Source organism: Myxococcus sp. AB036A, from assembly GCF_006547355.1.
GTDB lineage: Bacteria > Myxococcota > Myxococcia > Myxococcales > Myxococcaceae > Myxococcus > Myxococcus virescens.
Genome location: NZ_VHLC01000093.1, coordinates 16285 through 38263, shown reverse-complemented (window position 1 = coordinate 38263; position 21979 = coordinate 16285). Strand labels below are relative to the sequence as shown.

The following is a 21979-nucleotide window of genomic DNA, read 5'->3' as shown; positions in this document are numbered from 1 at the left end:
CCGCGGGAAGCACCCCGACCGCGCCCCCGGCCCCCGTGGACCCGAACCACGAGTTCGCGCCCTACCCCGTGCCGTCGGTGAACGTCCCCAGGCCGCCCGCGACGGAGCCCCAGCCGCCTCCGGAGGCCGTGGCGAAGCAATCACCGAAGCAGCGCGAGCCGTTGATTCCCATGGCGCTGATGTCCAAGGACGCCGACGAGCGATTCCTGGGCTACGCCCGGCTCAAGGTGAACTCGCGCAAGTGCGAGAGCTTCCTGGTAGGCCTGGACGAGATTGCCCAGCGCAGCCCAAGGGCGTCCCACCGCGAGCAGGCGCGCTACCTTCGAGCGCGGTGCTTCGAGGAGAAGCTCGAATCGCACCGGGCCAAGGACGAATACCGCCAGTACCTCAACGACTTCCCGCGAGGGCGCTACGCCAAGGAGGCCAAGACGGGACTGCTGCCCTGAGGCGCGTGGGAGCTGACGGCCCCATGTGCCCGCCCGCGACGCACAGCGCGGACGGGAACGGGCCTCGGCCTCAGCTGCCCGTGCGCGGCAGCTTCTGAGGTGGCTCGGTGGCGTTGCCGCGAGCCACCAGCTCGCGCACCACGGACTCCAGCGCGCGGATGCGCCGGCCCGCGCGGCCCGGGGCCCACTGCGGCAACTCCGGCCCCTGCAACAGCGTCATCGCCTGCTCCACGCCGCCCGCCTTGCCCTTCAGCGCGCGCGCGGTGGCCAGGCGCACGCTGCTCGCCGGACGCCGGGTGATGCCGCCCGCCCACAGCAGGTCCAGCGCGAACGTGGTCCACACCGCCAGCTCGTCATCGGGGCGGAGGAAGGCCTCGAAGCGCTTCATCGCCTCGGCCCGGGGCTCGCCCGCGCGGAGGATGTCCTCCGACAACTCCACGTGCAGCGGCGTGCTGTAGGCCAGGGGCTGCTCCGGCGCGATGATGGCCTCGAAGCGCTCGCCGGTGGCCGGACGGCACGCCACCGCGTGCACCAGCTCGGTGGGAATCTCCTCGCCGCCCGCGGGGTGCGCGTTCGCCTCCCCGTAGAAGACGACGAGCTTCTCGAAGCGCTCCGCCAGCGCGCGCAGCTCCAGCGGTGGACGCCACGGCCCGAAGTAGATGCGGCGCCGATTGGGTGAGGTGCGCGTGGATTGCCGTTCCAACTGCGTATCCACCATGTACTCGAAGGCCCGCAGCATCGTGTCGAAGCGCGCGGCGTCCCCTTCCAGGATGCCCAGCATCTCCACCACCGCCTCGATGGTGGACACGCAGTGGTCCGCGGGCTCCGCGCGGATGCGATAGTTGCTGGGCCGGCGCGGCACGAAGCCGATGCGCGGCAGCCCGGCCAGCACCGGGTTGCGCGACACGACCTTCTTCGCCTGCGGCCAGGTGCCGTCCACGACGATGAGCGTCTTGGGAGGATTCAGCCGCGCCTCCTCCACCGTGATGGCGTCCTCGCCCGGGAAGAGCACCGCGACGGAGTCCCGCTGCGCGGCCAGCTCCTCGATTCGCCGGTGGCCGGTGAAGTCCACGCCCTCATGCAGCTCGGAGTTGCTCAGCGACAGGTGCGCCATGCGCGCGGTGCCAATGGCCACGCGGCTCTCGCGCGGGTGCTGGAGGAACACGACGCGCGTGCGAGTCTCCAACCGGGGCGGCAGTTGCGCGCAATAACACGCGCTCTCGGGACGGCGGCAACGCAGGCAGAGGTTACGCACGGCCATCGCCTTTACGGCACGCTCCGAGCAGGGGCAAGTCCCACCACGGGAGGGCCGGGCAGGCCGGGTGCCCGGGGGCCGGCTTCCCCGGGGCAACGGCGGCCGGGCACCGCGCCCCTGGACCGAAGATTCCCCAAGCCTCCAGGCGACGGAGTACAGAGGCCCGGTGAACCTGCTGCTCCTCCTGGACGAAGACTTCCTGCCCGACGGCACCGCGCGCCTCACCGGACGGCGGGCCCAGCACGCCCGCGAGGTGCTGCGCGCCGAGCCCGGCGAGTCCCTTCGCGTAGGACACCTGGGAGGCCTCACCGGCACCGGCGAGGTGCTGGAGAACAGCGCTGGCGTGCTGCACCTGCGCGTCACCCTCACCGAGCCTCCGCCTCCGCGCGCGGGCATCGACCTGCTGCTGGCCATCCCCCGCCCCAAGGCGCTGAAGAAGGTGCTGCCCGCGGTGGCCTCGCTGGGCGTGGACCGCATCGTGCTGCTCAACGCGGCGCGCGTGGAGAAGAGCTACTTCGACTCCAAGGTGCTGGACCCCGCCTTCGTCCGCGAGCTGCTCATCCAGGGACTGGAGCAGGCCCGGGACACGCGCCTCCCAGAGGTGCTGGTCCGAGAGCGCTTCCGTCCCTTCGTCGAAGACGAGCTCGACGCCTTCTTCGGCCCCCAGACGCTCCGCCTGCTCCCCCACCCGCCCGCAAGGCAGTCGCTCCGAGCGCTGGGCGTGGGTCTGGCCCAGCGCGTCGTACTGGCCATTGGACCGGACGGCGGCTGGGTGCCCTTCGAGGCCGACCTCCTGGAAGCCCATGGTTTCCACCCGTTTTCGTTGGGGCCCCGCATTCTTCGCGTGGAGACGGCCGTGCCCGTCCTCCTGGGGCAGGTGGCGCTTCTTCGGGAGGACATTGCGGCACCGCCCACGACAACTCTGACTTGAAGGCGCGCCGTGGTCGGGTGAAGAGTTGTCCATGGCCACGACCCGTTCTTCCGCCGCCGCTCAGCCCGCCCTGGGCGAGCAACAGCCGATTGTTACCTCCGAGGAGCAGGCCCCCGCGGCAGCGCCCGCGAAGCCCGCCACGCACGACACGGTGCCGCCGCCGGCCCTGCTCGACTTCATGATGAAGTCGTGGAAGCCGCGCGCGAAGAAGCTGCCCCCGAAAATCAAGCAGGCAGAGGCCTTCAAGGCCCGCCGCCGGGCGCTCTCCAAGCTGTTCCCCGGCGAGACGCTCATCATTCCCACCGGCCACGAGAAGGTGCGCGCCAACGACACCAACTTCCGTTTCCGGCCGGGCAGCGACTTCTACTACCTCACCGGCAACCTGGAGCCGGACTGCGTCCTCGTCCTCCAGCCCAAGGAGAAGGGGGGCCACACCGACGTGCTCTTCGTGGAGCCGAACCCGGGCCGCACCGACGCCACGTTCTTCACCGACCGCGTGAAGGGGGAGCTGTGGGAAGGCCCTCGCCTGGGCGTGAAGGAGAGCCAGGCCCGCTACGGCGTGGACCAGGCCCGGAGCCTCAACGAGCTGCCGGACTTCCTCTCCGGCCTCAGCGGCGCGGCGAGCCGTCCCACGCGCTTGCTGCGCGGCCTGTCGCCCAAGGTGGACGGCGCCGTGCCGGAGCCCGCTGAGAAGAACAAGGACAAGGGGCTGGCCCAGGCGCTGTCGGAGATGCGGCTGCTCAAGGACGCGCAGGAGCTGCGTGAACTCCAGACGTCCATCGACTCCACGCACCGCGGCTTCGAGGACGTCATCCGCGGCCTGAAGACGGCGAAGACGGAGCGCTACGTGGAGGGCATCTTCAACCTCCGCGCCCGCGTGGAAGGCAACGACGTGGGCTACCGCACCATCGCCGCCTCCGGCGCCCATGCGTGCATCCTGCACTGGCACCACAATGACGGGCCGCTCGTTCCCGGCGACCTGCTGCTGCTGGACGCGGGCGTGGAGGGCCAGACGCTCTACACCGCGGACATCACGCGCACCCTGCCCATCTCCGGGAAGTTCTCCAAGGAGCAGCGCGAAATCTACGAGCTGGTGCTGGAGGCGCAGGACGCGGCCTTCGCCGAGGTGAAGCCGGGCAACGACTTCATGGAGCCCAACCGCGCGGCCATGCGCGTGCTCGCGGAGGGCCTGGAGGCCCTGGGCATCCTCGAGGACGCCGAGGAAGCGCTCAAGGACGAGCACCAGTTCTACAAGCGCTACTCGCTCCACAACGTCAGCCACATGCTGGGGCTGGACGTGCACGACTGCGCCCAGGCCCGGCAGGAGACCTACAAGTACGGGAAGCTCCAGGCCGGCATGGTGCTGACGGTGGAGCCCGGCCTCTACTTCCAGATGGACGACCTCACCGTGCCCAAGCGCTACCGGGGCATCGGCGTGCGCATCGAGGACGACGTCGTCGTCACCGCGCGCGGCTGCAAGGTCCTCTCCGCCGACATCCCCCGCAAGGCGAAGGACGTGGAGGCGTGGATGAAGTCCCTCTGGGCGGCGGACAAGGCCGCCCGGAAGGGCAAGAAGAAGTAGGCCCGGCGCGCTACTTCGGCTTCGGCGCGGCGGTGGCGGGCTTCGCCGCCGCGGCCGCGGCCCGCTCCTGCCACTCCGACAGCGCCAGGGGCTTCACGTCCTTGAGCGTGGACACGGCGACGTCGAAGACGCGGGGCCCGGGGTTCGCATCCGGCCCGGCGGTGAAGTTGAGACGGTGGATTTCGTGCCCGGCCTCCGTCTCCAGCACCACGCGCCACTTGCCGGGCTTCAGGTTGGACGTCGTCGCGTAGAAACGGTAGCCGCCGTCCGTGCCGTTGCTGCTGACGGTGGCCATGAAGCCGTTGCCGTACGTCGTCCAGCCCTTCTGCGGGTCGTCGAAGTACCAGCGCACGCGGACCTTGTACGACTGGAAGTGCTTCGGCGCGAAGATGCGGAAGAAGTAGTAGGGCTTGTCCCCCGGCTGCATCAGGAAGTCCGGCCCGCCCCACGTCCACGGCTTGTACCAGGCGCCGGAGTCCACCGAGGACAGGTGGTAGATGCCCGGGCTCACCCGCTCCACCTGGTGGTAGATGCCCGCGAACTGCACGGCCACGGGCAGCGGCGGAATCACGCCCACCAGGTACAGCCCCAGCAGCGCGGCCTGCACGCCGAAGCCAGGGATGGCCACGTTGCGCAGCAGGTACCGGTTGTCCGGCCGCCAGCGCCGGATGAGGCGCATCACCCCGAAGATGCTCGCGCAGCCCATGACGACGGCCAGCAGGAAGACCCAGAAGCCCATGCGCCCCAGCACCACCGGGAGCAGGCAGACGAAGTACATCGTCACGCACAGGCTGAGCAGCACCATGCGCATGATGGGCCCCAGCCTGCGGAACAGGGGCAACTCGTTGGCCGCCAGCAGGGCGAAGAGGCCCACCACGAACAGGTAGGGCAGCGCGCCCGACGTGCTCCTGAAGAGCAGCAGCATGAACGCGCTGAGCAGGCTTCCGAAGAGGAAGTGGATGCCGTCCTCGCGCCAGCGCCAGACCTTCTGCAGGAACTTCGGCGGCTCGACGCCATCCGGGTAGCGCTGCTCCAGCAGCAGCAGTCCCGTGAGGACCAGCAGGTAGCCGAAGTTCTGCGCCAGCGTCAGCGTGTCATCGATGCGGCTGATGGTGAGGACGTCGTAGATGAAGCCGCCGAAGAAGAAGACGGCCATCTCCCACTTCTCATGGCGGGCGCGGAACTGCTGCACCTTGTCCATGAGGGTGGGCGTCTTCGCCGTGTCGACCAGGTCGTCCGGGTCCACCACCACGCCCGGCGCCTGGGCCGGCAACACGGTGTCCGTCAGGGCGACGGCTGCGTGGTTCTCTGCGACGGGGACGTTCGCCTCGACGGCGGGGCCCGCGTTGGGCACCTCGGCGGAGGCTTCGTCCGGATTCTCGGGCGTGTTGTGACGGGTAGCAGTGACCACGGAGGTTCCTCGGGGCGGCGGCCTTCCATCCTAGCCGCAGCGAGGGGAATCGGTCTCCCCTCGCCCGTCACACCCCGAGGCCCCGTCTTCCGCTAGGCCGGGCTCTTGCCCGCGACCAGGTCGGCCAGCTCACCGCGCTCGGCCAGCTCCATCAGGATGTCGGAGCCGCCGACGAACTGCCCGTTGATGAAAATCTGGGGAATGGTGGGCCAGTTGGTGAAGTCCTTGATGCCCTGGCGAATCTCCGGATCCGCGAGCACGTCCACCGTGTGGACCTGCCCCAGGGGCTGCAGCAGCTGCAGCGCCCGCGCGGAGAAGCCGCACTGGGGGAAGAGGGCGTTGCCCTTCATGAAGAGCACAATCTTGTGCGACCGGGTCTCCTGCTCCAACCGGGCCTTGAGTTCAGGCGTCATGGGTACCGCTCCTTCTAGCGAGTCCCGAGCTTCTTCCACTGCTCGGGAGAATAGGTCTTTAGCGCGAGCGCATGCAGCTCGCCGCTCTTCAGCCACTGCTGGAGCGGCGCGTAGACGAGCTGGTGCTGCTGCACCATGGCTTTCCCAGCGAAGTCGGGGCTCACCACCCGGGCCTCGTAGTGGTCTCCCGTCCCGGTGTAGTCCCGCACCTCCACCTCGGAGCCCGGCAGGGCCTCCAGGATGCGGGCCCGGATGAATTCGGCGTCGAGCATCAGTTCATTCCCCTTCCCATCACCAGCATGGCGGGGTCCACCCCCATGCCACGCAGCGTCGTATCCCACAATTTCGACGGCTCGTGGCCAAGCACCGCCTCCGCGGTGGCCTCGGTGAAGAGCCAGGAGCCGGCGGCAATCTCGCTCTCCAGCTGGCGCGGGCCCCAGCCCGCATACCCCAGGCAGAAGCGCAGGCGCGGGTTCGGATTGGTCAGGAGCGGCCCCAGCGCGTCCAGCGTCACGCTCAGGAACAGGCCGGGCAGCACCGAGTGCTTCTCCCGCTGCTCCGTGTCGTCGTGGAGGACGAAGCCCCGCTGGGGCTCCACCGGGCCGCCCAGGTAGACGGCATGCTCCTTCCGCCCGGCGGCGATGCCCAGGTTCTGCCCGCGCGCCAGTTCACCGAGCGTCAGGGGGGCCCCCCGGTTGATGACGAGCCCCATGGAGCCCGTCTCCGAGTGCTCCAGCATCAAGACGACCGAGCGATAGAAATTCGGGTCGCCGAGCTGGGGCATGGCCAGCAGCAAGCCGGGAGCGAGGTTCTTCACCCCAGGAGCATCAACCGTTCACGCGGATGGCGCAACCGGAACCCGCCCCGGCGCCCCTGGCCAGAGGGGGCATCAGTGCCAGCTCGTATGCCTGGACTGGAGGGCCTCGGCCAGCCGCTGGGGATCCAGGGGTTTGCCGATGAAGAGGTCCGCGCCCAGGCCCTTGCACTTGCGCGCCATGGCCGCGTCGCTCAGGGCGCTGACGCCGATGAGGACGGACTGGGGGAAGCGCTCGCGCAGCCGCGACATCAGCGTGGCGCCGCTGCGACCGGGCAGGAAGACGTCGACGATGGCGGCGTCCATGCGCTTGTTGCGCACGGCGAATTCAGCCTCCTCGGCGCTGCCCACGGGCAGGGGCTCGTAGCCCCAGCCCGCCAGCATCTCCACGAGGATTTCGCGGTGGGATGGATCATCCTCGACGACGAGCACCGCGGCGCGCGCGGGCTCCAGCTTGAGCAAGTCCGTGCGCTCCTCGCGCTCGCGGCTGTCGAGTTCGGTGAAGGTGGCAAGCTCTTCGCTAGGCGTCAGGGACATGGAGGCACCAATGTGGGCAAAAGGTTTCCGTGTGTGGACAACGCCTTCCCCAACGTTGGGAATTCCACGTCGCACCGGGGCGGGGGCCCCAACTCCAGCGCTCGTCAGGTCCCCCGGCGAGGGGACCCGGAGAGCGCCTGGGAGGCGAGCGAGGCACCGAGCACCAGCAGCACGAGCAGCGCCCAGGCGGGCAGCACCACCCGGCCGCCGCCCTCGTAGATGAGGGCCGCGTAGCTGGTGCCCAGGTAGCGGCCCAGGGACATGGGCTCCATCCGGGCGATGCCGAAGAAGCTCACGGTGGACTCGGTGAGGATGGCGGCGGGGAGCCGCGACAGGAACACCGCGAGCGCGAAGGGTCGAAGCGCGGGCCACAGGTGGACGCGCAGCAGGTGCAGGCCGCCTCCGCCGAGCGCCCGGGACGCGGCCACGTACTCCTGGGATTCGAGCGTCGCCAGGCGGTTGCGGAACATGCGCGCGGGCCCCGCCCAGCCCACCAGGGCCAGCGAGACGACCATCAGGCCGAAGGGGCCCAGGCCGCCGCCCGCGCCCGCGTCGGAGAGCGACTGCCCCGTGAGTTGGAGCACCATCACCACCAGCACGTCCGGCAGGGCGAAGACGGCGTCCACGGCGCGCAGCAGCGTCTGCTCCACCGCGCCGCCGGACAGTCGCGCCACGGCGGCCACGGCGAGCCCGATGAACGTGGAGAGCGCGCCCGCGGCGAGCCCCACTGCGAGGGAGACCCAGAGCCCGCCAAAGGCGAGCTCGCAGACGGTGCGGTCCGGGCGCGTGGGGTCCATGCCCAGCGGACAGGTGCTGGCCAGGGCCTCCGGGAAGAGCCGCCCCGCCACGAGGCTGAGCAGACCCAGTCCCACCAGGAGCACCAGGCCGACGCGGGCGCGCACGGGAACGCGGCTCATGCCGAGGCCTCCCGGGAGCGCGGGTCCACGACGTAGCGCAGCACCTCCACCGCGAGGCTCACGATGACGAGCAGGGTCGCGAAGGTGGTGGTGGCGACGACGACGACGGCCACCTGCTTGTTGAGCACGGCGAGGACGTAGAGCTGGCCGAAGTACGGCAGGCCCAGGACGCGCTCCGCGGCGAAGGAACCGGCGAGCAGCGACGTGGCCACCGGCCCCACGGCGTCCAGCATCGCGGGCCACACGTTGGGCAGGACGTGACGGCGCAGCACGGCGGCGCGCGACAGGCCCTTGCCCAGCGCGGTGCGCACGTAGTCGCGCGACAACTCCGCCTCCAGCGAGTCGCCCACGAGCGTGCCCAGGAAGATGCCGGGCCAGATGGACGTCACCAGCGCCGCGCACAGCTCCGGCAGCAGGTGACCACGCTCCACCACGCCGGGCGCGAGCAGCAGCGCGGGGATGAAGACGGGCGTGCCGAACGCCACGGCGGGCACCACATCCCCGAGCGCGGCCCACCGGCCTTTCCTCCACCGGGTCCGAAGCAAGGCAAAGCCCAGGGCCCACGTCAGCGCGAGCGGCAGCGCCATCAAGCCCACGCCTACGCTGCCAGACAGCTTCGTCAGCAGCTCATCGCCGGTGATGCCCTGGGCGCTCGTGCCCAGACGCTCGCCGCGAAAGAGCTTCTCCCACGGGCGCAGGAAGCCCAGCGGCTCGCCGATGCCCAAGTCCCTCCGGTACGAGGCCGCGAGCTCACGCGACACCTGCCGCTTCGCGTCCGTCTCCGTGGTCAGCGGAAGCGAGGCCATGAGGAAGTACGACGCCACGGCCACGACAGGCACCAGGACCACCTGCCGCAACAGTCGCTGGGCGATGGCCCTCACGGCGCACCTCTTGAGCGCAGGACGACGCCACGAGCCACGCGCGAAGCACGCATGTGCCCCAAGCCGCCATGAATACCGCTGTCGCTCACGGCGACTCCTCCGCCCGGGGCGCATCCGACGCCGCCCCCAGGCGAAGCGCGCGCAGCGCCAGGAAGTTGAAGGGGTCCACGTCCAGCCCGCGAAGCCGCGAGCGCGCGCGGTAATAACGGTCCGGGTGGTACAGGGGCGCAATCACGGCCTGTTCCCCCACGAGCACCTCCTGGGCCTGGGCATATGACGCTTGGGCAGTCGCCTCATCCGGCGCGCTGTCCCCCGCCTCCAGCAGCCGCTCGAAGCGCGCCAGGGGCTCGCCGCCCGCCTGCGTCTCCCACCCCGTCTGGTGATTGCCCTCACGCTCGAACAGCGTGAAGAACGTATTCGGGTGCGCGTAATCCGCCCCCAGGCGCCTCAGGTACAAGTCGTACGTGCGAGGCCCCTGCGCGGAGCGCCGGGCAATCTCCGCCGAGAAATCCGAGCGCGCCTCCAGCACCACCCGCACACCCACGCGCGCGAGCTGCGCGGCCACCCGCTCCGCGATGGCCACCTCGGGAACGAATCCATCCCCCGACCGGTAGACGAGCCGCAACGGCCGCTCCAGCCCCGCCACACCCGCCAGCTCCGCCCGAGCCTGCTCCGGCGCGTAGCGCGGCAGCCGCGCGGCCTGCTCCGGCGTCGCGGCCCCTGGCAGCTCCGGCGGCAGCAACACATGAGACGGCCGCGCCGCGGGCAGCAGCCCCGCTAGCAGTGCCTCGCGGTCCAGCGCCCGGGACAGCGCGCGCCGCACCTCGGGCCTGTCCAGCGGCGCCTTCTCCGTGTTGAAGGCCAGGAAGTACGTGGACAGCAACGGCTCGCGGCGCAAGTCGTCCGGCCGGTGGATGCGCAGCGCCGCGGCGCTGTCCACGAAGACGAAGTCCACCCGCTCCCGCTCGTACAGCGCCGGGCCGATTTCCGACTTCATCAGCGTGATGACCGGAACGGGCGTCTCCCCTTCTGCCATCCGCGGAGGAAAGGCCGACGCCGGGTTGTGGACCAGCCGCACCCGCTCCCCCGCGCGGTCCCACCGCTCGACGCGGTAGGGCCCCAGCGCCAGGGGACGGCCCTCGCGCGGACGGTCGAAGTAGTCCCGAACCTCCTCGTCCGACTTCCCCTCCAGGTCCGCCGAGGGCGCCGGGTAGAACAGGTACACATTGGCCACGCGCGCCAGGAAGTAGCTGCGCGGCCGCGCCAGCGTCACCCGAAGCGTGTGCGAGTCCACGGCCTCCACGCCCACGCGCTCCAACGCGGCGCGAACCTCGGCCTCCGGCGCGCCTCGCTCCTGGAGCGCCAGCGCCTCGGAGGCCCCTTCCAGGTCCGCCATCTCCCCGCGCTCGCGGCCCTGCAGCGCGCGCCGCCAGCCCACGACGAAGTCACGCGCGTCCAACGGCGCGCCATTCGACCAGCGAACATCCCGCCGCAGGTGGAACGTATAGACGTCCCGCCCCTGCCCATCCGTGACGCGCTCCCACCGCTCGGCCAGCCCTGGCTCCACGCCGTGGTCCGGCCCCAGTTGCGTGAGCCCGCGCTGGGTGGCCAGCATCACCGGGTAGTTCGCCCAGCTGTCCGGGTCCGAGTGGCTCCAATCCAGCGTGGTGGGCATGGCCGGCACCACCACCTTCACGCCGGGCTCTGGCTGGAAGCCGCACGGCCCACACGACGCGGCCCACACGGCCAGCAGGTACCACCACCACCGGAGTCGAGCGCGCGGAGCCACCAAGGCCCCTTCTACCCCGAAGGTCCAGGCGCCAGAAAAGGAGAAGCCAGGAACCCGGCGACCTTGGTCGTCCGGCGTCCTGGCTTCCCTTCAGCTCGGCCCGGCAGGCGCGGCGGCCCACCGGGTGCTGTCTGTCTGACGCTAGGCCGGGGCCACCGCCGGCGAGGCCGGCAGCTCCGTGGTGCCACCCAGTTTGCCGCCGTCCGTCGTCGCCGGCTTGCGGCCGAACTCCTCCGGCTTCTCCAGCACCAGCGCCTCGCGCAGCACGTCGTCCACGAACTCCACCGGGACGATGCGCAGCTGCTTGCGAATCTTGAGCGGGATGTCCTTCAGGTCCTTCTTGTTGGCCTTCGGAATGAGGACCGTCTTGATGCCCGCCCGGTGCGCGGCCAGCGTCTTCTCCTTCAGGCCGCCAATGGGGAGCACCCGTCCGCGCAGGGTGATTTCACCCGTCATCGCCACGTCGCGGCGGATGAGCACGCGGGTGAGCGCGCTCACCAGCGCGGTGCAGATGGTGACGCCGGCGGACGGACCATCCTTCGGAATCGCGCCCTCCGGCAAGTGGACGTGGATGTCGTAGTTCTCGAACACCTTGCGGTCGATGCCGAAGCGCTCGGCGCGGCTGCGCACGTAGGACATGGCCGCCTGCGCGGACTCCTGCATCACCTCGCCCAGCTTGCCGGTGATGATGAGCTTGCCCTTGCCCGGCATCACCGTGGCCTCGGTGGTGAGGATTTCGCCACCCAGCTCCGTCCAGGCGAGGCCCGTGACGATGCCCACCTGGTCCTCGCGCTCCGCCACGCCGTAGCGGTAGCGAGGCGTGCCCAGGAACTTCATGGCCATCTTCCGGTCCACCTCGATGTCCCGCTTGCCGTTCTTCAGCACGTCGCGGGCAATCTTGCGGAACACGCCACCAATCTCACGCTCGAGCGAACGCACGCCCGACTCACGCGTGTAGCGGTGGATGATGGTCCGCAGCGCCGGATCGGAGATGTCCACCTTGAGGTCCGCCAGCCCGTTGGCCTCCTGCTCCTTCGGGATGAGGTAGCGCCGGGCGATGGAGAGCTTCTCCGGCTCGGTGTACCCCGCGATGCGAATCACCTCCATGCGGTCCTGCAGCGGACCGGGGATGTTGTGCATCGTGTTCGCGGTGCAGATGAACATCACCTTGGACAGGTCGTAGTCGAGGTCCAGGTAGTGGTCGTTGAAGTTGTGGTTCTGCTCGGGGTCCAGCACCTCCAGCAGCGCCGCGCTCGGGTCGCCACGGAAGTCCGTGGACATCTTGTCGATTTCGTCGAGCAGGAAGACGGGGTTGTTGCTGCCCGCCTTCTTCAGCGACTGGATGAGCTTGCCCGGCATCGCGCCGATGTACGTGCGCCGGTGGCCGCGAATCTCCGCCTCGTCCCGCACGCCGCCCAGCGACAGGCGCACGAACTTGCGGCCGGTAGCCCGAGCGATGGAGCGCGCCAGCGACGTCTTGCCGACGCCCGGAGGGCCGACGAAGCACAGCACGGGGCCCTTGAGCTTCTTCACCAGCTGCTGCACGGCCAGGTACTCGAGAATGCGCTCCTTCGGCTTCTTCAAGCCGTAGTGGTCCTCGTTGAGCACCGTCTCCGCCTCGGTGACGTCCAGACGGTCCTGCGTCTCGTCGTACCAGGGGAGGCTGATGATCCAGTCGATGTAGTTGCGGACGACGGTGGCCTCGGCGCTCATCGGGCTCATCATCCGGAGCTTCTTCAGCTCCTTCTTGACCTTGAGCGTGGCCTCCTTGCTCATCCGCTTGTTCTTCAGCTTCTCTTCAATCTCCTGAATCTCGTTCTTGAACTCGTCGCGCTCACCCAGCTCCTTCTGAATGGCCTGCATCTGCTCATTCAGGTAGTACTCCTTCTGGGTCTTCTCCATCTGCTTCTTGACGCGCGTGCGGATCTTCTTCTCCACCTGGAGAATCTCGATCTCACCCTGCATCAGCTCGTAGAGCTTCTCCAGGCGCTTGGCCGGGGACTCCGTCTCAAGCAGGGCCTGCTTGTCGTTCAGCTTCAGGGAGAGGTGCGCGACGATGGTGTCGGCCAGCCGCGCCGGGTCGTCGATGCTGGCCACCTGCATCAGCATCTCAGGCGGGATGCGCTTGTTGAGCTTGACGAAGGCCTCGAAGACGGAGTGGACGCTGCGAACGAGCGCTTCCAGCTCCACCGTCTTCTCCGTCTGCTCCTCCACCTCCTCCACCTCGACCATGAAGAAGGCGTCGTTGGGGTGGAACTTCTTCACCTTGGCGCGGCGCACGCCTTCCACCAGCACCTTCACCGTGCCGTCGGGCAGCGGGAGGAGCTGGATGACGTGGCCCAGCGTACCGAAGTGAAAGATGTCGTCGGGGGTAGGGTCGTTCGTCTTGGCCTTCTTCTGCGCGGCCAGCAGGATGACGGCCTTGTCGTCCGGCCCCTTGTGCGCCATCGCGTCCTTCAACGCCGCGATGGACTTCTCCCGGCCGACGAACAACGGCACCACCATGTGCGGGAACACGATGATGTCCCGAAGGGGCAAGAGCGGGACCGTCAAACCCCGCTTCTGGGCTTCCTTCTTGTCGTCACGTCCGAAGAACATGTATCCGCCACCTGCGGGCCCTCGGAGTTGCAGGCCCCTAGAAGAGTTGCCCGTCTGCTCGCTCGCCGAGCATTCGTACGGGATGCAGCAGTTCTATAACACGGCGTTTCGCGGCGCCGTTCCCCGCCTCAAGATTGGGGAACGGCGTCTTGCCATCAAGGGAACACCCGAGGCTCCCTCGGGCGTCCGCTTGGGGTGTCAGCGGCCCTGCGCCGCCACCCCACCCTGTGCCCCCTGGACCTCCAGGGCGTGGAACAGGAACGAGTACAGGTCCACGCTGGACTCAATGGCCTTGGCCACCTGATCCGCGCCACCGTGGCCCGCGTTGGCCTCGATGCGCAGCAGCGCCGTCGCCGGGTTTCCGGGCGAGTTCTGCACCGCCGCCACGAACTTGCGGGCGTGCATGGGGTCCACCCGGTCGTCGTGGTCCGCCGCCATCATCAGCAGCGCCGGGTAGCGCACGCCCGGCCGCACGTGGTGGTAGGGCGAGTAGGCGTGCAGCGTCTTGAAGTCCTCGGGCTTCTCCGCCGTGCCGTACTCCGGAATCCAGGTCCGGCCGCTGCCGAAGAGGTGGTAGCGCACCATGTCCAGCAGGGGCACCGCGCACACCACCGCGCCGTACAGCTCCGGCCGCTGCGTCATGGCCGCGCCCACCAGCAGGCCGCCGTTGCTGCCGCCGTAGATGGCCAGCCGCTTGGGCTGCGTGTACTTCTGCTGGACTAGGTACTCGGCCGCCGCGTGGAAGTCGTCGAAGACGTTCTGCTTCTTGTCCAGGCGGCCGGCGTCGTGCCAGGCCTTGCCGTACTCGCCGCCGCCGCGCAGGTTGGCCACCGCGTACACGCCGCCCGCGTCCAGCCAGGGCAGGATGCTCGAGCGGAAGTTGGCCTCCATGTTCACGTTGAATCCGCCGTAGCCGTAGAGCAGCGTGGGTGCGTTGCCGTCACGCTTCAGGTCCTTGCGGTGCACCACGAACATGGGCACCTTCGTCCCGTCCTTGGACGCGTAGAAGACCTGCTCCACCTGGTACTGCTCCGGGTTCATGGGCACGTCCACCTTGGCCCAGAGCTCCGACTTCCCGGTGCTGACGGACGTCTTGTAGATTTGGCGGGGCGTGGTGAAGGACGTGAAGACGTAGTAGGCGTCATCCAGGTCCTCCAGGCCCACCAGGTTGGACGCCGCGCCCACACCCGGCAGCTGCACCGTGCGCACCGGCTTGCCCTTCAGCGTGGCCACGCGCACCTCGGACGTCGCGTCCTTGAGGTACTCCAGCGACAGGTGCCCGCCGACGATGCTGACGGACAGCAGGGACGCGGACGGGTCCTCGGGGACAATCTCCTTCCACGACGCGCGGGCCGGCTTCGCCGGATCCACCTCGAAGACGCGCTGGCGCGGGGCGCCCTCGTCGGTGAGGACGTAGAAGCGGTCCTTCCAGGCGTGCACCTCGTACTTGGCGCCCGCGCCCTTCACCAGCAGCCGGAAGTCCTTCTCACCCGGCCGCTTCCAGTAGACGTCGTTCTCGCTCCAGCCGCGGAGGATGTAGACGAACAGGTACTTGCCGTCGCGGCTCAGGTCGCTCTGGAGGAACGTCGTCGGGTCGCCGGTGCGCTCGTGCACCACGGTGTCCTTCGACGGCTCCGTGCCCAGCGTGTGGTAGCGGATGGTGGTGTAGCCGGGGCGCTCGTCCACCTTGATGGACGGGTCCGTGGGCAGCCACTCGTAATAGAAGCCCTTGCTGTCCGGCGTCCACTTGGGCGTGGCGTACTTGCCGCCCTCGATGACGTCCACCTTGGACCACTCGCCGGAGTCCACGTCGATGACGTGCAGCACTGCCTCATCCGCGGCGTTGGGCTTCTGGGCGAAGGCCACCTTCTTGCCGTCCCAGGACACGGCCCACGTCCCCAGGGACACGGTGCCGTCCTTGCTCCAGCCGTTCGGATCCAACAGCACCTTCTCCGGCCCGCTCTCCCCCTGGCGCCAGTAGAGGATGGCCTTCTCCTTGTCCTTGTGGGTGCGGACGTAGAAGAAGCGCCCGTTGCGGCGCGACGGGGTGGAGACGGAGTCGGTGTAGAACAGCTCCTTGAAGCGCGCGGCCAGGGCCTCACGGCCGGGGAACTTCGCCAGCGCTTCGCGGGCGTGCGCGTTCTGCGCCGTCATCCACGTCTGGACCTCGGGGGCCTTCTCGTCCTCGAGCCAGCGGTACGGATCCGCCACCTGGACGCCGTGCAACGTGTCGACAACCTGCTCCGCCCGGGTCGCCGGGTAGGACATGCGGGGAGACTCCTCGGATACGGGGGCCGCGGAGGCTGCCGCGGGCAGCTCATCACGCGCGGCCTCCTTCTGGGAGGCACACGCCGCGAGCGACATCAGGGCGGGAACGAGCAGCTTTCTCATGGGCCCAGCACATACAGAAAGGCCCCCGGCCGTCCCACAAAAAGTGTGGCGGGGCCAACGCAAGCCCGGCCCCTCCCCTGACGAAAGAGGCGCGCCCGGACCACACCAGGTGGTTCCGTGACGCGCCTCGTCAATCGGACAACACCGGGCCCCCTGACAGGGGCCCAGGCGTCAGGCGGATTCCTTCTTCGGCTCCGCGGCTTCCTTCTCCGGCTGGGCGTGCAGCACCACCGGCTCGCTCTTCTTGAGAATCACTTCCTCGGAGATGAGCACCTCGCGGGCCGTCTTGCGGGACGGGATTTCGTACATCACGTCCAGCATGGCCGACTCCAGGATGGAGCGCAGGCCACGGGCGCCCGCCTTGCGGCGGATGGCCTCGTTGGCAATGGCCTTGAGGGCGCCGTCGGTGAACTTCAGCGTCACGCCGTCCAGTTCGAAGAGCTTGCGGTACTGCTTGGTGAGCGCGTTCTTCGGCTGGTTGAGGATGTTGATGAGGGCAGCCTCATCCAGTTCCTCCAGCGCGGTGATGATGGGCAGGCGGCCGATGAACTCCGGAATCATGCCGAACTTCAGCAGGTCCTCCGGCTCCACGTGCTTGAGCAGCTCCGTGAGGCTGCGTTGCTTCTTGGACTGCACGTCCGCGCCAAAGCCCAGGCTGCGGCCGCCCATGCGGCGCTCAATCACCTGGTCCAGCCCGCCGAAGGCGCCGCCGCAGATGAAGAGGATGTTGGTGGTGTCCACCTGCAGGAACTCCTGCTGCGGGTGCTTGCGGCCACCCTTGGGCGGAACATTGGCCACCGTGCCTTCGATGAGCTTGAGCAGCGCCTGCTGAACGCCCTCGCCGCTGACGTCGCGGGTGATGGAGGGGTTCTCCGACTTGCGCGCAATCTTGTCGATTTCGTCGATGTAGACGATGCCGCGCTGGGCCCGCTCGATGTCGTGGTCGGCGGCCTGCAGCAGGTTGACGATGATGTTCTCCACGTCCTCGCCCACGTAGCCGGCCTCGGTGAGGCACGTCGCGTCGGCGATGGTGAAGGGCACGTTGAGGATGCGCGCCAGCGTCTGCGCCAGCAGCGTCTTGCCGCTACCCGTAGGCCCCAGCAGAAGGATGTTGCTCTTCTGGAGCTCCACGTCCTCCATCGCGACCTTGGACTCGATGCGCTTGTAGTGATTGTGCACGGCGACGGAGAGCGTCTTCTTCGCCCGCTCCTGCCCAATCACGTACTCGTCCAGGACCGCCTTGATTTCGGAGGGCCGGGGGATGCGCAGCTTCGTGTCCTTCGTCTCCTCGCGGTCGATTTCCTCCGCGATGATGTCGTTGCACAGCCCGATGCACTCGTCGCAGATGTAGACCGTCGGCCCCGCGATGAGCTTCTTGACCTCCTTCTGTGACTTTCCACAGAAGGAGCAGCAGAGGGTCTGGTTGTCTCGCTTCTCCACGTTCTTGCCCGCCATTTCGTCCCTCGCTGCGCCTGAAAGGCCCCCGCCCCCGAACTCCACCCCGTTCCTGGCTCGGGACCAATCTAGTCAGCCCCCGTCCGGAACGTCCACGCGCCTTCCGGGTACTTAACAGGACCTGTGCCGTGACGCAGAAAGCAGAAAGCCGGAGTCGCGGGGGCGCATTCCCGCGGCTCCGGCTGCCGGCCGAGGCCCCGAAGCCTCGGCAATCCGCCTACTTCTTCTCTTCCTTGCCCAGTCCCACGACCTTCCGGGGATTCTGGATCTCATCGATGATGCCGTAGGCCTTCGCCTCGGACGCGCCCATGAAGTAGTCGCGGTCCGTGTCCTTCTCGACACGCTCGATGGACTGTCCGGTGTGCTTGACGATGAGCTCGTTGAGCTTCGCCTTCATCCGGAGGATTTCCTTCGCCTGGATTTCAATGTCCGTTGCCTGACCGCGCACACCACCCAGAGGCTGGTGAATCATGATGCGGCTGGACGGCAGGGCGTAACGCTTGCCCTTGGCACCGGCGAGCAGGAGGACGGCCCCCATGGAGGCCGCCTGCCCGACGCAGATGGTGGACACCGGACACTTCACGTACTGCATGGTGTCGTAGATGGCGAGGCCCGCCGTCACCGACCCACCCGGCGAGTTGATGTAGAGGTTGATGTCCTTGTCCGGGTCTTCCGACTCCAGGAACAGCAGCTGGGCGACGATGACGTTCGCCACGTCATCGTCGATCTCCGTGCCCAGCATCACGATGCGGTCCTTCAGGAGCCGGCTGTAGATGTCGTACGAGCGCTCACCCCGGTGGGTCTGCTCGATGACGTAGGGAACGGGCATGAAGGGCATGTCGACCTCGGTGAGGGAACCTTACGAATACTTCGCCCGGCTCCTCAGGAATTCAATCGTCTTTTCCTCCCGGAGTCGGAGAGACAACCCGAGCCGCTCGTCGGCGCCCTTGAAGTACTTCTGCACCACGGCGACCGGCTGGCCCGCCTCGGTGGCGAGCTGCTCGATGCGGGCGTCCACGTCCGCGTCGGAGGCCTGGATGCCCTCCTTCTGAGCGATGGACTCGAAGAGCAGCGTGCCCTTCACTTCCTGGAGGGCCTTCTCGCGCATGTCCTCGCGCAGCCGGTTGAAGTCCAGGTTGAGCTGGCGGGGGTCCACGCCGGAGCGCTGGAGCTGCTGAAGCGCGCCGCGCAGCATGGAGTCCATGGCCCGCTCCACCATGGCGCGGGGCACGTCGAAGGTGTTGCGCTCCAGCAACGCCTTCATCAGCGCCTCGCGCTCCTCACCCTCCACCTGGGACTTGCGCGCCTTCTCCATGTCCTCACGGAGCTTGGTGCGCAGCTCGTCAATGGACTGGGCGACGCCCGTCTGCTTGGCGAAGTCGTCGTTCAACTCGGGGACGATTTCCTTCTGCACGCCCTTGAGCGTGATGTGGAAGCGCGCCGTCTTTCCGCGCACCTCCTCCACCCGGTAATCCTGCGGGAAGGCGTAGTCGATGTCCTTGGACTCGCCGACCTTCACGCCCTCCAGGGCGGCAATCTTGGACTCCACCAGCTCACCGGGCTGCACCTGCACGGTGATGCCCTCCGCCTTGCTGCCCGCGAACGGCTGGCCGTCCACGGTGGCGTCGAAGTCCACGGTGGCGTAGTCGCCGGAGGCGGCGGTGTCGCGGTCGGTGACGGGCTCCAGCCGGGCCATCGACTGGCGCATGCGCTCCAGCTGCTCGTTCACCTGCTCGTCGGTGACGGCGGTGTCGGACTTCGTCAGCGGCAGCTCGACGTAGTCCTTGGCCTCCACCTTGGGCTTCACCTCGACGCGAGCCTCGAAGGTGAACGGGGTGTTGGGCTTGAGGCCGGAGTTGGTCACCTGCGGCGTGGCGACGACCTCCACGTTGTGCTCGCGGATGGCCTCCACGTACGCGCTCTGCACCACGCGCTGGATGACCTCGTCCTCCACCTGGTCACGGAAGCGCTGCTCCAGGATGCGGCGAGGCACCTTGCCCTGACGGAACCCCGGCAGCCGCACCTGGCGGCCCAGGTTGGAGTACGCGCGGGAAAGCTCCTCCGCCACGCGGGCATTGTCGACCTCGATGGAGAGCTTCTTCTCAATGGGAGAAAGCTCCTCGACCTGGACCTTCATGCGGGCCTCGCTCGCCACCGCCGCCAGACAATCAGTCGTTTCGGGCGGTGCCGGAAAAGTGGGACGTGCGCCTTTAGGGGATAGGCACGAACGGGTCAACGCGAAATGGGCGAGGAGGGACTCGAACCCTCACACCTTGCGGTACCAGATCCTAAGTCTGGCGCGTCTACCAGTTTCGCCACCCGCCCGGGTTGCGCCGTCGTGCACTGCACCGTCTTACCGCGAAACGTCCACGGGACGGCAGAGGCCGGAAAAACAAAAAGGCCCCTCCATTTCTGGAGGGGCCTCACAGTGAGAGCGGAGGGAATCGAACCCACAACCTATGGATTAAGAGTCCATTGCTCTGCCAATTGAGCTACGCTCCCGGCACTGCCCCGGTCCGCCGCCTGCGCGGCGTCCAGGTGGCGGCGGTAACTACAGAACGCCGCCTGCTGTGTCAAAACGTTTTTTCACGCCCCCCTTCATTCCTGTCCGTGGCGACTCGTCTCCGGTGCTTTCCGGAGTCGATGCTGGTCCGCATGCCCTTCAGCCGGGCCCGGCGCGCGACGCAGGCATGTGAAGCGAGCGCCCCACTCCGATGTTCAACATGGCCGTAGCACGCTGTTCGTCCCAGCCTGGCGGGATGGCGAGCGTGTGATGGCTCGCGGTCAGTCACCTCGAGAGCACCGAGCACCCCGCGGCAACCATGCGGGCGGACGGAGGTCGTCCGCCCTTTTCGCGCAGGACGTAGCAGGAGAAGACAGAGATGGAAGCCAACCCCCAACAGAAGGCGGAAGGAACGGCGGCCGGCCAGGGTGGCCAGCACGCCGGGTGGACACGGGAGCGCGTGGAGCTCGTGAAGCGGACCATCTGCCCTCGCGGCATCAGCGAGGACGAGTTCGCCCTCTTCATCGAGCAGTGCAAGCGCAGTGGCCTGGACCCGCTCCTCAAGGAGGCCTTCTGCGTGGCGCGCCGGCAGAACGCTGGCAACCGCGAGCGGCCCAACTGGGTGACGAAGTACGAGTTCCAACCCTCCGAGGCCGGAATGCTCGCGCGCGCCGAGCGCTTCCCGGACTTCAAGGGCATCCAGGCGAGCGCGGTGTTCGCCGAGGACGACATCGTCGTGGACCAGGGCCGAGGCGAGGTGGTGCACCGCTTCAACCCCGCCAAGCGAAAGGGCGCGCTGGTGGGCGCCTGGTCGCGTGTGGTGCGCGAGGACAAGCTGCCGGTGGTGGTGTGGTTGGACTTCAGCGGCTACGTCCAGCAGACGCCGCTGTGGTCCAAGATTCCCACCACCATGATTGAGAAGTGCGCCCGCGTGGCGGCGCTGCGCAAGGCGTACCCGGAAGCCTTCGGCGGACTCTACGTGCGGGAGGAGATGCCCGCCGAGGACTACGAGTCACACTCGGACGAGCACGGCAGCGGCCCCTACGAGGTGCTGGGCTCCAAGCCCGGTCCCCTCAAGGCGTCCTTCCCGCCGCTGGCGCCCCAGGAGCCGCGCGCGCCCCAGGCCGCCGCGGCGCAGCTGAACATCGACGTGCCGCTCCAGCCCAAGCAGCCCCGCGAGTCCACGCTGGAGGCGGTGCCCGCCGCCAGTCCGGAGCCCGCGGCGCCACGCCCCAAGCCGAGCGCCGTGGTGGTGGCGTTCGGCCCCCACAAGGGGAAGACGGCCTCCGAGCTCTCCGACGACGAGCTGAGCGAGTCCATCGACCTGGCCAACGAGAAGCTGATGGAGCAGCCCCGGGCGCGCTGGGCCAAGGCCATGCGGGAGAACCTGCTGGCGTTGGAGGCGGAGACGGAGCTGCGTTGCCGGGTGCCGGCGTCGAAGGGCGGCGGCAACGGCGCGGCCCATGATGCGTGACGCTGAGCAGGAAACCGTCAGGCCGTGAGGGGGCGCCCCCGCTACGAAAGTGGCGGGGGCGTTCCTGCTTCAACCTGCTGGAAGGTGCGCGCTCGGAGGGACTTGAACCCCCAACCCCCGGGTTCGAAGCCCGGTGCTCTATCCAGTTGAGCTACGAACGCAATTTCGAGGGTGGGTAAAGAAGGGCGGCCAACCGGGATCGAACCGGCAACCTCCGGAGTCACAGTCCGGCGCTCTAACCAGTTGAGCTATGGCCGCCGTTACAGCTTTACCGCGAACGGCGTTTGAAGCGGCGGCTTCCCTACCTTGGAAACCAGGACCCTGACAAGGCCCAAATACGACTTACGGCCAGGTTAGCGCCCCAGGCAGGGCTCGAACCTGCGACCCCCGGCTTAGAAGGCCGGTGCTCTATCCAGCTGAGCTACTGGAGCTGGCCGGGCCGCCTGCTTCCGATGCTGCACTTCAAGTCGGGGCGAGAGGATTCGAACCTCCGACCCCCTGCGCCCAAGGCAGGTGCGCTACCAGGCTGCGCTACGCCCCGAGAAGTCCGGCATTGTTGAACCATCCCGAACGGACGCGCAA

18 protein-coding genes and 6 tRNA genes are annotated in these 21979 nt (G+C 68.4%); 4 read left to right on the top strand and 20 right to left on the bottom strand.

The features are described 5' to 3' along the window. Positions 1–446: tol-pal system YbgF family protein (locus tag FL344_RS29620; RefSeq protein ID WP_368667454.1), on the top strand; the 446-nt coding region annotated here is incomplete at its 5' end. Positions 447–516: 70 nt separating this feature from the next. On the opposite strand, the gene FL344_RS29615 is transcribed toward FL344_RS29620, so the two are convergent. Beyond that, the gene (locus FL344_RS29615) at positions 517–1707 is read right to left on the bottom strand and encodes a tRNA-uridine aminocarboxypropyltransferase (RefSeq protein ID WP_141620892.1); all 1191 of its coding nucleotides are present in this window, start codon (positions 1705–1707) and stop codon (positions 517–519) included. A gap of 160 nt (positions 1708–1867) precedes the next feature. Here FL344_RS29615 and FL344_RS29610 point away from each other — a divergent pair, with 160 nt between their 5' ends. Together FL344_RS29610 and FL344_RS29605 are read left to right on the top strand one after the other, a co-directional pair. Continuing rightward, entirely contained in the window at positions 1868–2632 is a 765-nt protein-coding gene (locus FL344_RS29610) for a 16S rRNA (uracil(1498)-N(3))-methyltransferase (RefSeq protein ID WP_141620891.1), read from the top strand. A gap of 31 nt (positions 2633–2663) precedes the next feature. Continuing rightward, positions 2664–4214, top strand: coding sequence for an aminopeptidase P family protein (locus FL344_RS29605; protein WP_194858574.1), 1551 nt, complete (start codon positions 2664–2666; stop codon positions 4212–4214). A gap of 10 nt (positions 4215–4224) precedes the next feature. Here FL344_RS29605 and FL344_RS29600 read toward each other — a convergent pair whose 3' ends face one another. From FL344_RS29600 to FL344_RS29530, 15 genes are all read right to left on the bottom strand, one after another. After that, positions 4225–5625: a DUF2914 domain-containing protein gene (locus tag FL344_RS29600; protein ID WP_141620890.1), complete on the bottom strand. Its 1401-nt coding sequence runs from the start codon at positions 5623–5625 to the stop codon at positions 4225–4227. Positions 5626–5717: 92 nt separating this feature from the next. Next, positions 5718–6038 carry a Grx4 family monothiol glutaredoxin gene (gene grxD / locus FL344_RS29595; protein WP_011552108.1) on the bottom strand — a complete coding sequence of 107 codons (321 nt, stop codon included), beginning with the start codon at positions 6036–6038 and terminating at the stop codon, positions 5718–5720. Between the two features lie 14 nt (positions 6039–6052). Then, positions 6053–6310: a BolA family protein gene (locus FL344_RS29590; protein ID WP_011552107.1), complete on the bottom strand. Its 258-nt coding sequence runs from the start codon at positions 6308–6310 to the stop codon at positions 6053–6055. Continuing rightward, on the bottom strand, positions 6310–6855 hold the full coding sequence (locus FL344_RS29585; RefSeq protein ID WP_141620889.1) for a YqgE/AlgH family protein: 546 nt from the start codon (positions 6853–6855) through the stop codon (positions 6310–6312). Before FL344_RS29585 ends, FL344_RS29590 begins: the two co-directional genes overlap by 1 nt. 72 nt (positions 6856–6927) lie before the next feature. Next, complete coding sequence (locus FL344_RS29580) at positions 6928–7389, bottom strand: response regulator (RefSeq protein ID WP_141592979.1); 462 nt, start codon at positions 7387–7389, stop codon at positions 6928–6930. A gap of 104 nt (positions 7390–7493) precedes the next feature. After that, positions 7494–8306: an ABC transporter permease subunit gene (locus FL344_RS29575; protein ID WP_141620888.1), complete on the bottom strand. Its 813-nt coding sequence runs from the start codon at positions 8304–8306 to the stop codon at positions 7494–7496. Next, positions 8303–9187: an ABC transporter permease subunit gene (locus FL344_RS29570; protein ID WP_141620887.1), complete on the bottom strand. Its 885-nt coding sequence runs from the start codon at positions 9185–9187 to the stop codon at positions 8303–8305. Before FL344_RS29570 ends, FL344_RS29575 begins: the two co-directional genes overlap by 4 nt. An 85-nt stretch (positions 9188–9272) precedes the next feature. Continuing rightward, positions 9273–10979, bottom strand: coding sequence for a peptide ABC transporter substrate-binding protein (locus FL344_RS29565; protein ID WP_141620886.1), 1707 nt, complete (start codon positions 10977–10979; stop codon positions 9273–9275). Between the two features lie 138 nt (positions 10980–11117). Next, positions 11118–13574, bottom strand: a complete 2457-nt coding sequence (gene lon / locus FL344_RS29560; protein ID WP_141592976.1) for an endopeptidase La — start codon at positions 13572–13574, stop codon at positions 11118–11120. 198 nt (positions 13575–13772) lie between these two features. Continuing rightward, positions 13773–15938, bottom strand: a complete 2166-nt coding sequence (locus FL344_RS29555) for a prolyl oligopeptidase family protein (protein WP_141620894.1) — start codon at positions 15936–15938, stop codon at positions 13773–13775. Positions 15939–16136: 198 nt separating this feature from the next. Beyond that, positions 16137–17420: an ATP-dependent Clp protease ATP-binding subunit ClpX gene (gene clpX / locus FL344_RS29550; protein WP_011552099.1), complete on the bottom strand. Its 1284-nt coding sequence runs from the start codon at positions 17418–17420 to the stop codon at positions 16137–16139. 217 nt (positions 17421–17637) lie between these two features. Continuing rightward, entirely contained in the window at positions 17638–18258 is a 621-nt protein-coding gene (gene clpP, locus FL344_RS29545; RefSeq protein ID WP_011552098.1) for an ATP-dependent Clp endopeptidase proteolytic subunit ClpP, read from the bottom strand. A gap of 21 nt (positions 18259–18279) precedes the next feature. Then, positions 18280–19557, bottom strand: coding sequence for a trigger factor (gene tig, locus FL344_RS29540; RefSeq protein ID WP_141620885.1), 1278 nt, complete (start codon positions 19555–19557; stop codon positions 18280–18282). Between the two features lie 106 nt (positions 19558–19663). After that, positions 19664–19745: transfer RNA gene (locus FL344_RS29535), tRNA-Leu, on the bottom strand. 104 nt (positions 19746–19849) lie between these two features. Then, a tRNA-Lys gene (locus tag FL344_RS29530) sits at positions 19850–19922 on the bottom strand. A 380-nt stretch (positions 19923–20302) separates the two neighbouring features. On the opposite strand from FL344_RS29530, the gene bet reads away from it, so the two are divergent. Continuing rightward, entirely contained in the window at positions 20303–21397 is a 1095-nt protein-coding gene (gene bet / locus FL344_RS29525) for a phage recombination protein Bet (RefSeq protein WP_141592974.1), read from the top strand. An 87-nt stretch (positions 21398–21484) separates the two neighbouring features. On the opposite strand, the gene FL344_RS29520 is transcribed toward bet, so the two are convergent. From FL344_RS29520 to FL344_RS29505, 4 genes are all read right to left on the bottom strand, one after another. Next, a tRNA-Arg gene (locus tag FL344_RS29520) sits at positions 21485–21558 on the bottom strand. A gap of 23 nt (positions 21559–21581) precedes the next feature. After that, positions 21582–21655: transfer RNA gene (locus tag FL344_RS29515), tRNA-His, on the bottom strand. A gap of 99 nt (positions 21656–21754) precedes the next feature. After that, a tRNA-Arg gene (locus FL344_RS29510) sits at positions 21755–21828 on the bottom strand. Between the two features lie 36 nt (positions 21829–21864). Beyond that, a tRNA-Pro gene (locus tag FL344_RS29505) sits at positions 21865–21938 on the bottom strand. Positions 21939–21979: the final 41 nt, after the last annotated feature.